Source organism: Polaribacter sp. NJDZ03, assembly GCF_019263805.1.
GTDB lineage: Bacteria > Bacteroidota > Bacteroidia > Flavobacteriales > Flavobacteriaceae > Polaribacter.
This window is the reverse complement of record NZ_CP079195.1, coordinates 2,206,192-2,221,823: the sequence shown is the minus strand read 5'-3', so window position 1 is coordinate 2,221,823 and position 15,632 is coordinate 2,206,192. Positions and strand designations below refer to the sequence as shown.

The 15,632-nt window shown below is 30.0% G+C and carries 5 protein-coding genes; all 5 read left to right on the top strand.

Going from position 1 to position 15,632, the window contains the following annotated elements; translation table 11 throughout:
- Complete coding sequence (locus KV700_RS09415; RefSeq protein WP_218597725.1) at nt 1-4,158, top strand: two-component regulator propeller domain-containing protein; 4,158 nt, start codon at nt 1-3, stop codon at nt 4,156-4,158.
- A 274-nt stretch (nt 4,159-4,432) separates the two neighbouring features.
- On the top strand, nt 4,433-7,069 hold the full coding sequence (locus tag KV700_RS09410; RefSeq protein WP_218597724.1) for a glycoside hydrolase family 3 protein: 2,637 nt from the start codon (nt 4,433-4,435) through the stop codon (nt 7,067-7,069).
- Between the two features lie 25 nt (nt 7,070-7,094).
- A complete protein-coding gene (locus KV700_RS09405) occupies nt 7,095-10,061 on the top strand; it encodes a TonB-dependent receptor (RefSeq protein WP_240914569.1) in 2,967 nt (988 codons plus the stop codon).
- A gap of 12 nt (nt 10,062-10,073) precedes the next feature.
- Entirely contained in the window at nt 10,074-11,564 is a 1,491-nt protein-coding gene (locus KV700_RS09400) for a RagB/SusD family nutrient uptake outer membrane protein (RefSeq protein WP_166384005.1), read from the top strand.
- A gap of 591 nt (nt 11,565-12,155) precedes the next feature.
- Nucleotides 12,156-15,467, top strand: a complete 3,312-nt coding sequence (locus KV700_RS09395; RefSeq protein ID WP_218597723.1) for a VCBS repeat-containing protein — start codon at nt 12,156-12,158, stop codon at nt 15,465-15,467.
- Nucleotides 15,468-15,632: the final 165 nt, after the last annotated feature.

Sequence of the window (15,632 nt, the reverse complement as noted above, 5' to 3'; positions counted from 1 at the left end):
ATGCAACTTAAGTGGTGTGTTACTTTTATTTTATCTCTATGCACATTTTTTTGTGCCCCTATTGAAGCACAAAATAAAACGCAAATTTTTAATTTTGAAACGATAAAAGAAGGGATCTCTAAAGTAGGTATTTATACAATTAGTCAAGATAATTACGGTTTTATTTGGATAGGAACTAATGGATCTGGTTTGTATAAATTTGATGGTCTTGATTATACTTCCTATAAGTTTAAGCAAGAAGATGCAACATCAATTAGTAGTAATTTGGTGTTTTCTTCTTACTTAGATAAAAACAATAATCTTTGGATTGGTACAGAAGATGGTTTAAATCTTTATGATAGAGATTTAGACCAATTTAAAAAAATATCTGTTGGTCTTTTAGATACTGCTAATATCTCTGTTTTAAGTATTCTAGAACATAAGGATAATCTATACATTGGTACACGATTTAATGGTTTATTTCAGCTGAATCTAAAAACAAATAAAATACAAAGAATAGCTAGTAAAGATGCTAGTATACCTGCTATAAATAGTATAGAAAAAAATAAAAATGGTGCTATATTTCTTGGTACAAGTTTAGGCTTAAGAAAATTAGATACGCTAAACGCTGTAATTTCAAAGCCCAAAAAAGCAGAGGATACTACTATTTTAAATTTTGATGTACCTATTGAAACTTTGTTGGTAGATGATAAAAATAATTTATGGGCAGGAAGCTATACTAAAGGGATTTTTAAATATCAACTTAAAGAAAATAATATTATTGGTTCCTCACAATTTTCTATAACTGAAAAGCGCATATTATCTTTAGTGCAATTAGCCGATAAAACCATTTTATTTGGTTCAGAAAATGATGGCCTTTTTCACATAGATTCTAATGGAGTTTTAATAAAAAATTACTTCTACAATAAAAAAGACAAAAATAGTATTCGTTCAAATTCAATTTGGTCATTATTTGTTGATAATAATCAGAGAATTTGGATGGGATATTACAATAATGGTGTTGTGGTAAGCGATCATTTATTTGATAAATTCGATAACATAGAAAGTTTAGAAAATAATCCAAATTCTTTACAGATAGGATCCGTTACTGGTATTGTAAAAGATACCAATGATAAATTATGGATTACTATGGATGGTGGAGGTATTGATGTTTTTGATATCAATACATCTAAAGTAGACCATATTAATAAAGGTAATAATAAAACATATAAAGGGCTTACAAGTAATCACATTCAAACTATTTTTATTGATAGTAAAAAGAATATTTGGGCAGGAAGTTGGGATAATGGAATTTACATCTTAAAAGATGGGTCTAAAAACTTTACTAATATTAACATCCAAAATTCTAACGGAAAATTATTGTCTAATGCCATTTTAAGTATTACTGAAGATAAAAATGGTATTATTTGGATCGGTACTTTTTATACAGGTGTTTATAGTTTTAACCCTAAAACACAGGTTTTAACACACTATAATTTACCAGAATTTGCAAAGCATGGTATAAATACAAGTGATGTTAGAAAAATATTGGTAGATAGTGATGGTTCTATTTGGTTAGGAACAACTATTGGCCTTTTTAAGATACAAAATAACCAAGGCATATTAAGTGTAAAGTCTTTTGTGAAGCCAATGGCTAACTCTAACAATAACCAAAGAAGTTCTACCCACATATTATCCTTATATGAAAGTACAGATAATTATCTTTGGATTGGTACAAGAGGAGCTGGATTGTGTAGGTATGATAAAAAAACAGACGAATTTAAATGGTTTAATACGTTTTCTGGACTAAAGGAAGAAAATATTGCAAGTATTATTGAAGATAGAAAAGGGGATATTTGGTTAAGTGGCAATACAGGAATTACAAAATTAGATTTAAAAACAAATGAAGTTGTTAATTATACCATGAATGATGGTTTATTATCTGATGATTTTAATTTTAATGCAGTATATAGAGATAAAGAAGGAAAACTTTATTTTGGAAATTATAAAGGAGTAGATTATTTTAACCCAAAAGACTTAAGTACAAATTCTAGCGTACCTTCTCTTTATTTAACGGGTTTAAAGATATTTAATGAAGACGTACATCCTAATGAAAAAAACTCACCACTTACAAAAATTATTACAGAAACATCAAGTATAGAGTTTAATCATGAGCAGTCTGTATTTACCATACAATATACAGGTATTAACTACACAAGACCAGAGAAAAACCAATATGCTTATTATTTAGAAGGGTTAGAAAAATCTTGGAATTATGTAGGCAATCAAAGAAGTGCTACTTATACCAATTTAGATTACGGAGATTATGTTTTTAAGTTAAAAGCGGCAAATAACGATGGCCTTTGGAACGAAAAACCATTAGAATTAAAAATTACAATATTACCACCTTGGTGGAAATCTAAGTTGGCTTCCGTATTTTATGTATTACTTTTTGGGTTAGGAGTTCTACTTTTAAATAAAATAACAAAAAATAGATTAAAAGAAAAAGAACTCATTAAAAATGAGAGAACTCAAAGAATTCATCAAGAGATTTTAAATAAAAATAAATTACAATTTTTTACAAATATTTCTCACGAATTTAGAACTCCCTTAACCTTGATATTAAATCCTTTAAAGGATATGATGATGGATAAGACTTTAAATTTACCAGAAATAGTTAAATCTAAACACAATACTATTTATAGAAATTCTGATAGATTGTTTAGGCTTATAAATGAGCTAATGGATTTAAGAAAGTTAGAATTTGATAAAGTAAGAGTAAGAGCATCAGAATTAAATTTGGTAGATTTTACCAAGAATATTGTGCTTTTCTTTAAAGAAGAAGCTTTAACTAGAAATATATTTTTGACTTTAGATACAGAGGTATCATTAATAAAAACATGGGCAGATCAGAACATGCTTGAGAAAATTATTTTCAATATTTTGTCCAATGCAATGAAAGTGACTCCAGATAATGGGGTAATCAATGTAAATTTAATAGACAATGATGAAGATTATATTTTACCACTTATTTCATCTACCAAAGCTGTAAAAGTAGTAGAAATTGTAATATCTGATACAGGAAAAGGGTTAGAAGAAGATCAGGTTGATAAAATATTTGAAAGATTTTATCAAGTAGAAAGTCTTAATAAAACATACTATGGCGGTACAGGTATAGGATTAGAAGTAGTTAGTAGTTTTGTTAATTTACATAAAGGTAAAATAGAGGTAACTAGTAAAATAGATGAAGGTACTACCTTTAGAATAATTTTACCAAAAGGAAAAGAGCATTTTTCTAAAGATGAAATTAAGAGTTTTAAAGCAGAAATAGATCTTCCTAAAAAAGAACTAAACTTTATTCCAGAAAATAAAATTTCTGAGACAGAAGAGGAAGAAGAAGCTGAAAAAACAACCTCTAAAAAGTATACGATTCTTGTTGTAGAAGATAATACAGAATTAAGAAACTACTTAAAAACAGAATTAAGTAAAACCTATAAAGTTTTAGTTGCAAATAATGGTTTAGAGGGATTAAAAATTGCAGAAGTATCTTTTCCAGATGTTATTTTAACAGATGTTATTATGCCAGAAATGGATGGTTTTGAGTTTTGTAGACGTATTAAAACAGATGTTAAAACAAGTCATATTCCTTTATTAATGCTTACTGCAAAAGCAAGAATTGATGATCGTATTGAAGGAATAGAACATGGCTCTGATGCTTATATGACCAAGCCATTTGATATGCGTTTGCTTACTTTAAGACTATCTCAGTTAATTACTAGTAGAAAATTAATTTTTGATAAATACTTTAGTGAAGTTAGTGGCGCCAAAGAGAACACGAATGCTACTTCTATAGATAAAAAATTTATTAATAAAGTTTTGGCTTACATCGGTGAAAATATTAGTAACTCTAGTTTAAGTGTAGAAGAATTAGCTAATGAATTAAACTTAAGTAAAAGTCAATCATACAGAAAAATAAAATCTCTAACAGGTCAAACTCCAAATGAACTGTTAAGAAGAATTAGATTAGAAAGAGCATATCAAATATTAGAAACAGGTTCTGCATTTGTAAGCGAGGTAGGTTTTAAAGTTGGTTTTTCTTCTGCATCTTATTTTACAAAATGTTTCAAAGCACATTTTGGAAAGCTTCCAACCGAGGTTGTTATCAAAGAAAAAGAATAACTCTTTCCTTTTTTTCTTGAATGTAAAATTAGCTACCAAAAGCTAATGGATACAGTGTTTGTGCTATTTTACCCTATAAAGAGCCAAAATTAACATCGTATGCATTCTTTTTTTTATTCAAAAATACATCAACTTTCTATATTTGAATAGTTGTATGAGTTCGTTGTGCAGAAAAATATCCTATAAGAAATATTATTTTAGAAATATTTATTATGGGTATTTTAATACTGTTACTAATCTTAACCTTTAATTAATGATATTGAATAAAAGTAAAATGAATACCAATAAATTAAAATCTAGAAGCGCTTTTAAGATCTGCTTCCTTTCATTATTTCTTGTTTTTTCATGTAGTAAAGAAAAGACAGGATTTAAATTTCAAAATGAATCTCTATCAACAGAAGAAAGAGCAACAGATTTAATTAGTCTAATGACATTGACTGAAAAAATATCTCAAATGAGATATGATGCACCCGCAATAGAAAGATTAGGGGTGCCAGAATATAATTGGTGGAACGAATGTTTACATGGAGTTGGTAGAGCTGGTGAAGCAACTGTTTTTCCGCAAGCAATAGGTATGGGAGCAACCTGGAACCCAGATTTAATTTTTAATATGGGAACTGTTGTTTCTGATGAAGCAAGAGCAAAACATCATAAATTTATTAGTGAAGGAAAAAGAAGAATGGGACAAGGTCTTACTTTCTGGACTCCGAACATTAATATTTTTAGAGATCCACGTTGGGGAAGAGGACAAGAAACTTATGGAGAAGATCCTTTTTTAACAAGTAGAATAGGAGTAAACTATATAAAAGGTTTACAAGGTGATGATGAAAAGCATTTAAAAGTGGTTGCAACAGCAAAACATTTTGCAGTTCATAGTGGACCAGAAAAATCGAGACATCAAGATAATTATGTAACTACTAAAAAAGATTTGTACGAAACCTATTTACCAGCTTTTGAAGCTGCTGTAAAAGAAGCAAAAGTACATTCTGTAATGTGTGCTTATAATAGGTATAATGATAAACCTTGTTGTGGTAGTGATTTATTACTTCAAAAAATATTAAGAGAAGATTGGGGGTTTAGTGGATATGTAGTTTCAGACTGTTGGGCAATAAATGATTTTTGGGAAGAAGACAAACATGCTGTTGTAAAAACACCAGAAGAAGCAGCTGCAATGGCAGTAACAAGTGGTACCGATTTAAATTGTGGTAGTGCATATGACCCTAACTTAAATGAAGCAGTTTTAAAGCAGTTAATAAACGAAGAAGAATTAGATATTGCTTTGATAAGATTATTTTCTGCTCGTTTTAAATTAGGAATGTTTGATGACCAAAACAATGTTAAATGGTCTAAAATACCATACAGTGTTGTTGCAAGTGATAAGCATTATAAATTGTCAGAACAAATAGCCAAAGAATCTATGGTGTTGTTAAAAAATGACAATAATATATTGCCTTTAAGTAAAAGTATAAAATCGATTGCAGTAATTGGTCCAAATGCAGACTCTAAACAAGCATTGTTAGGTAATTATCACGGAACGCCAAAGAACTTTATTACACCGTTAAAAGGATTACAAGAGAAATTACCAAACACAACTATTAATTATGCCTTAGGTTCTTACATTGCAAAAGAATGGCCAAGCTTAAAAGCAATACCTAATGAGGTTTTAAAAAATGAAAATGGTTTAGGTCTTAAAGCAGAGTATTACAGCAATAGTAATTTAGAAGGAGAGCCGGTATTGGTTAGAAACGATGCTACTGTAGACTTTATTTGGACGCCTATTAGACCTATTAAAGATTTAAAATCGGATGATTTTTCAGTAAGATGGTCAGGAGAAATTGTGCCAGAAGAATCTGGAGATTATAGAATTGGTTTAAAAGCAAGTAGCTATGCAAAGCTGTATATCAATGATTCTTTAAAGTTTGAATACAGTGCAGAATATGAGCCAAAATTAGAATATTTTGATGCAAAATTAAAAGCAAAAGAAGCTTATAAAATAAGAATAGAATATAATAATACACTATCAGACCCTCAAGCACATTTAGTTTGGGCAAAATTAAATGAAGACTTATTATCGCCAGCATTAGAAGCTGCAAAAAAATCTGAAGTAGTAATTCTTTGTTTAGGATTAACACCAGAAATAGAGGGCGAAGAAATGTCTGTTGTTATAGAAGGTTTTGATAAAGGAGATAGATCTAAAATTACACTACCAAAAACACAGTTAGAATTAGTTAAAAGCATTCAGAAATTAGGCAAGCCAACAATTGTTGTTTTAATGAATGGAAGTGCTTTGGCTATTAATTGGACTGCAGAAAATGTTCCTGCTATTTTAGAATCATGGTATCCTGGTGAATTTGGTGGTAGAGCAATTGCAGATATTCTTTTTGGAGATTATAACCCATCTGGGAAACTACCAGTAACTTTTTATAAATCTGTAAAAGATTTACCAGATTTTAAAAATTACAACATGGAAAACAGAACGTATAGATACTTTAAAGGAGAGCCTTTATTTTCTTTTGGCCATGGTTTAAGTTATGCTAATTTTGAGTATTCAAATTTAGAAATATCAGAGAAGATTGCTAAAAATGAGGATTTTATTATTTCGGTTGATGTGAAAAATAACAGTAAATATTCTGGAGAAGAAGTTGTACAATGTTATGTTACACATGAGAACGATACAATTAAAAACAATCCAATAAGAAGTTTGGTAGACTTTAAGAAAGTGCTTATAAAAGCGAATGAAACTAAAACAATAACATTTAAAATTCCTGCTACAAAATATGCAAGAATATCTGAAGAAGGAAAAAAAGTAATAGAATCTGGAATGATGAATATTAGTATTGGTGGCAAACAACCAGATGTAAAGTTGTCATCAGAAAAGAATGTGTTAATCACTAAAGTTCAAGTTCAATAAATTTAAATTATTCAAAATGATAAAAATGAAAATCGCTATCATAGCATTAGTTATGATATGTACTCAGAGTCTGTTTTCACAATCTAAGACTGTTAGCGGAACAGTAAAAGATGCCATGGGAGAATTATTACCTGGTGTTAGTGTAGTAGTAAATGGAACACAAAAAGGAGTACAAACAGACTTTGATGGTCTTTTTAAGATTGACAATATTTCGCCTACAGATGAGTTAGTCTTTGCATACATTGGTATGACTGGTCAAACTATTTTAGTTGGAGATAAAACAAATATTGATGTTGTTTTAATAGCATCTTTAGAAAGTCTTGATGAAATAGTTGTAGTAGCTTATGGTAAACAAAGTAGAAAAACAGTTACAGGTGCCATTGCAACAGTAGATGCGGCAGAAATGGCCTCATTACCAGTAGCAAATGCAGAACAAGCTTTACAAGGTAGAGCTGCAGGTGTAACTATTGTTAATTCAGGAGCACCAGGATCTAGTCCTCAAGTTTTAATTAGAGGTTTAGGTACTTTTGGTAACAATAGTCCTTTATTTGTTATTGATGGTGTAATTGTAGGAGATCTTTCTGGAATTAGCCCTTCAGATATAGAAAACGTGTCTATATTAAAAGACGCTTCTACTACTGCATTATATGGAGCAAGAGGTTCTAATGGTGTAGTTTTAGTAACTACAAAAAGTGGAAAAAAAGGTAGAGGAACCTTAAATTTCTCTTCATATACAGGTGCTCAGACAGTTACTAACAGGTATAATCTTATGAATACTGCTCAGTATTTAAAATTTGCTGCTAATAACAATGTTTTTCCAGACAGACCTGCAGCAATATTTGAAAACGATACAGATTGGCAAGATGCACTATTTCAAGTTGGTTTAATACAAGATTATAAATTAGATTATTCTAAAGGAACAGAAAATAGTACACAATATTTTTCAGCAGAATATTTAAAACAAGAAGGTACAATTGTTAATACAGGTTTCGATCGTTATTCTTTTAGAGCAAACAGTTCTTATACTTTAGGAAAGTTAAAGTTTGGACAAACAATGTCTATATCATTAAGTAAGTCTAAAGGAGAACAAATGGGGGGTGGTAGAACGTTAATAACACATGCTGTAAATTCAGTTCCATTTTTACCGGTATATAATCCTGATAATAAAGGTGGTTTTCAAGGACCAGATAATGTTGGTGATAGCCAAAATGCAGAGAATCCTATTAGAATTCAAACACTTCCAACATTTAGTACCCATAATATAGGAGTTATTGGTAGTTTGTATGGTGAATATGACATTTTAGAAGGTCTTAAATTTAGAACTCAAATAGGTTTAGATTATTTTAATAGTAGAAATAGTACTTTTGTACCTATTTATTCTGATGATGCTAGTAATACGCATGCACAAGACTTTGCTTCTTTTAATGCAGGTGTAGCTTACGGTCAAGGATTGGTTTTTACAAACAGTTTAAACTACGAAAAAACATTTGCAGAAAAGCACAATGTTGAGTTTTTAGCTTTAGTAGAAAAAACAGAAAACACTTATTTAGGTTTTGGTGGTAGTGCAAGAAACCTTGTTACTGATGAGGTACAGCAGTTTGGACCAGATTCTCAAACTATTGGAAGTAATAATAACAAAACAACTAGGTTAGGTTATTTAGCACGATTAAACTATAATTATGATACTAAATATATTTTCTCTGCTTCTGTAAGAAGAGATGCTTCTTCTAGATTTGGAGAAAACAATCGTTGGGGTACTTTTCCAGCAGTATCTTTAGGGTGGGTAATTTCTGAAGAAGAATTTTTTGGAGATGATAGTAATATTAATAATTTAAAATTAAGATCTAGTTACGGTATTAGTGGTAACGATGCTATTGGAGATTACCAATACTCTGCTACACTTGTTGGTGGTTTTGAATATCCTGTAGGAGATTCTTTTGCACCAGGTTTTACCCAAGATGGTGGTTCTAACCCAGATTTAAAATGGGAGGAAAAAACGAATTTAAATATAGGTCTTGATGTAGGTATACTTAATAATAAATTTACAGCAAGTTTAGAATATTTTAACAACAGAAGTGATGATTTATTAGTGAGTTTACCAACGCCATTATCTTCTGGTTCTCATGCTGGTAACATTACATCAAATATTGGTTCTGTAGAAACTAAAGGTTTTGAAGCAATTTTAGGATATAATGATAATGAAGGTGATTTGACTTGGTCTGCTAATTTTAATATTGGTTCTAGTACTAATAAAGTGTTAATTTTAGGGGTAAATGAAATTCCTAGAAATTTTCTGCAAGATGCTGCAGTTAACGTTACAAACATTCAACAGGGAGAAGCGATAGACCATTTTTATGGTTATATTAGTGATGGTATTTATCAAAACCAAGGAGAAGTAGATGCTGTTTTTTCTGCAAATACGGGTCAAACAGATATTAAACCAGGAGATATAAGATATAAAGATATAAATGGTGATGGACAGATTAATGCTGATGATAGAACTGTGTTAGGAAATGGACTTGCAGATTTTACTTATGGTTTAAATTTAAGTGCTAATTATAAAAACTTTGATGCTAGTTTATTTATTACTGGTGTACAAGGAGTTGATGTTTATAATACCATTAGATATGATTTAGAAGGTGGTGCTCGTAGAGTATTTAATGGAAGCCCTGTTTTGTTAGATAGTTGGACTCCTGGTAATTTAACAACTACAACACCAAGATTTGGTGGATCTACAGAAAACTTTGCAGTATCAGATAGATTTATTGAGGATGGTTCTTACACCAGGTTAAAAAACATTAATTTGGGTTATACAGTTCCTAGCGAGTTGTTAAAAGGTTACCTTTCTAAACTTAGGTTGTATGTAAGTGGGCAAAACTTAATTACTATAACAGATTATAGTGGATTAGATCCAGAATTAACATCAGGTGTAGATTATGGAAGATATCCACAACCAAAATCATTCTTATTCGGAGTTCAAGTTTCATTTTAAAAAATAATAATCATGAAAAAATATAAAATTTTATTTCTGTTTCTTACAGGTGTTTTTGCTATAAATTCTTGTAGTACAAATGATCTAGAGTTAGCAGATCCAAACCAGGTAATGCCAGAAACTTTTTTTGCAAACGAAACGCAAGTTCAGTCTGCTGTTAATGCCTCATACGCTAACTTACAACCTGGTGCCTTATATGGTAGGTTAATGTGGTTTATGAATGACAATATGTCTCAAGAAGCTGTTAATGGTGGTGGTATGGAGCCAAATAAAGAAGTGTTTTTAGACTTTAGCTTTAACTCTACAAATGTTTTTATTAAAGACTATTGGGATGCTTGTTATAGAGGTATCAATAAAGCAAATTTTGTAATTGGTAATGCGGCAATTATTGATGGAATTCCAGAAGGAGAATTAAGTAATGCAAAGAGATTAAAATTCTATGCAGAAGCTAAATTTTTAAGAGCACAATACTATTGGTTGTTAGTTAATAAGTTTGGAGACATTCCATTATTAAGAAACGGAGACTTTACAGAAAGCTTAGGGAAGGAAATTAGCCCAAAAGCAGATATAATTGCATTAATAATTGAAGATTTAGAAGATGCTTCAATTCATTTATTGCCTAAAGAGTCAGAAGAAAACGGTAGAGCTACTAAAGGTGCTGCACAAGCTTTCTTAGGAAAAGTATTATTGTATCAAAAGAGATATGTAGATGCGTTAGCTTCATTTAACAAAATGTCTGGTTACGATTTAGAGCCTAATTTCTTAGATAACTTTTTAGAAGAAACAGAACATGGTATAGAATCAGTTTGGGAAGTGCAATATGATTTAAGTTTAGGAACTAACAATAAATGGGGTAGCGATGGTACCGGTAAAAACCATGCTACTTTTAGAGGACAAGATTATGGAGCCTTAGATTGGTTTGGATCTGCGCCTTCAGACGATTTAGTTAATTCTTTTGAAGCTGGTGATAAGAGATTAAATGCAACATTTTATTTTGCAGGAGATTCTTATGATAACAATACTAAAACCTTTAAAGCAACTGACTTTGCTGTAGGGAGAGGTTGGAGAAAATATCAAAATTATTATAAGCAACCTAGTGAAGTACAAGAATCTGGAATTAATGCGAAAGTAATCCGTTATTCAGATGTGTTGTTAATGATGGCAGAATGTGAAAGTCTAAAACCTGGTGGATCACAATCTATTGCAGTTGGTTATATAAATAGAGTAAGAGCTAGAGCAGGTGCAACAGCAGGAGGAGTATTTCCTTTATTACCAACGACACTTTCAAAAGCAGAAGTTTTTGAAGCTATTGTACATGAAAGAAAAGTAGAATTAGCAGGTGAACAAGTTCGTTTTGATGATCTTATTCGTTGGGACAGAGCTGCAACCTTTTTAGCTGGTACAGGTTTCCAGACAGGTAAAAATGAATTATGGCCAATACCAGATAAGGAAATTTCTTCTAACCCTAACGTTACAAGTGCTGACCAAAACCCTGGGTATTAATACCTATTAAAGATAAAAAATTTGAGTTGATTGATTAAAACGGCGTATTCTAACGAAGCGCCGTTTTTTTTATTTTAAAAAATAAGCAATATTCAACTAAATATTTTTTTACAACGTACTATTCTTGGGTATTTTTCTAGCAATAAAATAATACATATCAAAAGAGAAATTTATACTTGTTTCTGGGAGAAAATTGAATATAAATTTTTAAAATTTTGATAAGCAAACCAATGATTTAAATTGCTTAAATTATATAGACACATTAGCTAAAGCTAGAGTAGCTACCGATAATTTTAATATGAATGGTTTAGTAGATATTTACTTGACAATTCTTTAAAAATTTAGTAAATTAGTTTAAAATAAAATTGGTTTTATTTTGATGATATGATGCTGTCAAGAAAAGTAGAAAACATAGAAATTTATGTTATTGATTGTTAATAAAGGTGAGGCAAAATATTTATTTATCTAAATCATTAAATAATTATGATGAAATAAATTTTTAGCAACTAAAAAATAGCCAATACATCATGTTTAAAACGTGTAAATATTAACAATGGATTATCTTTATTTTTAAAAAAAAAATATATAAAAATGAAATCTTATTTTAAACACATTTTATTATTGCTTACAATAACTACTCTTTGTAATTGTACATCGGCTAAGAAAGAAATTAAGATAGCGTCTACACAAATTTTTAGTCAGTTAAAAAATACGGATACAAATATCGATTTTAAAAACATTCTTACAGAAAACGATTCTATAAATTATTTCACTTATTCCTATATTTATATGGGTGGTGGTGTTTCTGTTGGTGATATAAACAATGATGGATTGCCAGACTTATATTTTACAGGTAACCAAGTTTCAAATAAATTATATCTAAATAAAGGGAACTTACAATTTGAAGATATTACAGAAAAAGCTGGTGTTTCTGGCAATAAAGAGTGGCACACAGGGGTTACAATGGCAGATGTAAATAATGATGGTTTTTTAGATATCTATTGTTCCGTTTCAGGGAAATTTGGAACATTAAAAAATCAGTTATTCATCAACAATAAAGACAATACTTTTACAGAACAAGCAGAAAAATATGGTTTAGCAGATGAAGGAAATAGTGTAAATGCTACTTTTTTTGATTATGATAATGATGGAGACTTAGATGTGTATGTAGCAAATTATCCTCCTTTAAAATTTAGTTCCCCAGCATTTGTTTATCAAATGGAAATGAAAAACGTAAAAGAAAACGAGTCGGATCATTTATATAGAAATGATGGAGGAACTTTTACAAACGTTACCGATGAAGCTGGTTTAAAAGCATTTGGTTTATCTTTAAGTGCTACCGTAGGAGATTTAAATAATGATGGTTGGCAAGATTTGTATGTTTCTAGTGATTTTAGTTCGCCAGATTTAATGTACATCAATCAAAAAGATGGAACTTTTAAAGAAGTTGTAAAAAAAGCAACTGCACATACGGCATTTTATGGAATGGGCGTTGATATTGCCGATTTTAATAATGATGGAAATTTAGATATTTTTCAGGTAGATATGGATGCTAAAAGTAACCGTAGACAGAAGGCAAATATGGCAAGTATGAATCCAGATTTGTTTTGGAGTGTTGTAGATGCTGGCTTTCATTATCAATACATGCAAAACTGTTTTCAAGTAAATTCTGGCGTTTTTGATGATGGAATTCCATATTTTTCAAATATTTCTAGAATTACAGGTACTTCTTCTACAGATTGGAGCTGGGGACCTTTAATGGCAGATTTTGATAATGATGGGTTTAAAGATGTTTTTATTACAAATGGTACTCGAAGAGAAGTAAATAATAGAGATTATTTTAAAAAATTAGAAGAGGCGAATGTAGGTGTGAGCAAGTCTTTAGAAATGAGTTTACAAATTCCATCAGAAAAAATAGATAATTTTATTTTTAAAAATAATGGAAATCTAAATTTTGAAAAAGCAAATAAAAAGTGGGGCATTGAATACAAAGGGTTTTCTAATGGTGCTGTTTATGCTGATTTAGATAATGATGGAGATTTAGAAATTATTACCAATAATATAGATGATTATGCTGCTGTTTTTGAGAACAAAAGTGCCGACAATAGCAATTTCTTAAAGGTTCGATTTAAAGGAGGTTTAAATAATAAATTCGGATTAGGAAATAGAGTTTATGTAAAAACTGCCGATAAAACTCAAATGCAAGAGTTAACACTAACCAGAGGTTTTCAGTCTTCCGTAGCGCCAGAATTGCATTTTGGTTTGGGTACAACTTCTAAAGTTGAAGAAGTAAAGGTTGTCTGGCAAAATGGTAAAACTCAAATTTTAAATAATGTTTCTGTAAATAAAAATCTAGTTTTTAATTATGATGATGCTACAACGGCTGTTATCAATAATAAAGAAGAAAAAGAGAATTTATTTGTAGCAGAAAAGAACCTGTTTCCAAAGTACAAACATGAAGAAAACGTACATGACGATTTTGAAACTCAGGTATTATTGCCTCATAAATTATCTTCTTTAGGACCCGCTTTAGCAATAGGAGATTTAAATAATGATGGTTTAGAAGACTATTTTATTGGAGGAGCAAAAGGAAAATTAGGAGCAATGTTTTATCAAACTAAAACAGGGTTTGAAGCACAGAACACAAGTTTCTTACAAGAAGATCTTTTAAGCGAAGACTTAGGGGCTCTCGTTTTTGATGCAGATGCAGATGGAGATAATGATTTGTATGTTGTAAGTGGAGGTTATGAATATGATGCAACATCAGAATTATTACAAGACAGATTGTATGTAAATGATGGAAAGGGAAATTTTTCTAAAGCAAAAAAAGGAACTTTACCTAAATTTATTTCAAGTGGTTCAAAGGTATATAATGCAGATTTTGATAATGATGGTAAAGAAGATTTGTTAGTTTTAGGTAGACAAATACCTGGTCAATATCCATTACCAGCCACAACGTATATGTTAAAAAATGTTGGTTCAAAAGGAAATCCAAAATTCGAATTCTTTTCTGATGATTTTACAAAACCTTTTAAAGATTTAGGAATGGCAACATCGGCAACAATTACAGATATTAATGACGACAATTTAAAAGACATTATAATTGTTGGAGAATGGATGCCTATTAAAGTTTTTAAAAATAATAAAAATGGTTTTGTAGATGTTTCTGAAGAGTTAGGTTTAGATAAAAATACTACCGGTTGGTGGTGGAGCATTAATCAAGGAGATTTTGATAATGATGGAGACACAGATTATATTTTAGGTAATAATGGCCTTAATTATAAGTATCAAGCAAACCAAGACGAAACCTTTGATATTTATGTGAATGATTTTGATAAAAATAACAAACAAGATATTGTATTAAGTTATTATAATGAAGGGAAACAGTATCCTGTAAGAGGTAGATCATGTTCATCTCAACAAATACCTGGAATTAAAAAGAAATTTAAAAATTACGAAAGTTTTTCTGAAGCGACTTTAATCGATGTTTATTCTGATAAAGCATTAGAATCTGCTTTACACTATCAAGTAAAATCGTTTGCGAGTATTTATTTAGAAAATAAAAACGGAAAATTTATTGTACACAAACTTCCTCAAGAAGTTCAAATTTCAAGTATAAATGAAATTATTGTTAAAGATTTTAATGATGATGGCAATTTAGATGCTTTGGTTGCAGGTAATTTGCATATGTCTGAAGTAGAAACACCAAGAAATGATGCAAGTTATGGCGTTTTTTTACAAGGAAATGGTGATGGAACCTTTAAGGCAACTTCAAGAAAGGAATCTGGTTTTTTTGCCTCGGGTGATGTAAAAGGAATGGGACTAATTAATAAAGATGAAAAGAAGTATATAATTGTTGTTAGAAACAACGATGCGTCCAATTATGTAAAAATCAATAAATAGTTTCAGTTTTAAGGAAACGTTACCGTTAAAGGGAATGAATCCCATTAAATATCAAAAATGATGTGTTTTTTTTAGAAAATGCATCATTTTTTATGTTTAAAACAAGATGTTATTAGTATTTTTATATGTTCGATAAAAAAAACAGTATTATAAATTATATTTAAA

What these genes read in the sequence shown, in the direction of transcription:
- KV700_RS09400 (WP_166384005.1), top strand. Translation starts at nt 10,074, where the DNA reads ATGAAAAAATATAAAATTTTATTTCTGTTTCTTACAGGTGTTTTTGCT.
- KV700_RS09410 (WP_218597724.1), top strand. Translation starts at nt 4,433, where the DNA reads ATGAATACCAATAAATTAAAATCTAGAAGCGCTTTTAAGATCTGCTTC.
- KV700_RS09415 (WP_218597725.1), top strand. Translation starts at nt 1, where the DNA reads ATGCAACTTAAGTGGTGTGTTACTTTTATTTTATCTCTATGCACATTT.
- KV700_RS09395 (WP_218597723.1), top strand. Translation starts at nt 12,156, where the DNA reads ATGAAATCTTATTTTAAACACATTTTATTATTGCTTACAATAACTACT.
- KV700_RS09405 (WP_240914569.1), top strand. Translation starts at nt 7,095, where the DNA reads ATGAAAATCGCTATCATAGCATTAGTTATGATATGTACTCAGAGTCTG.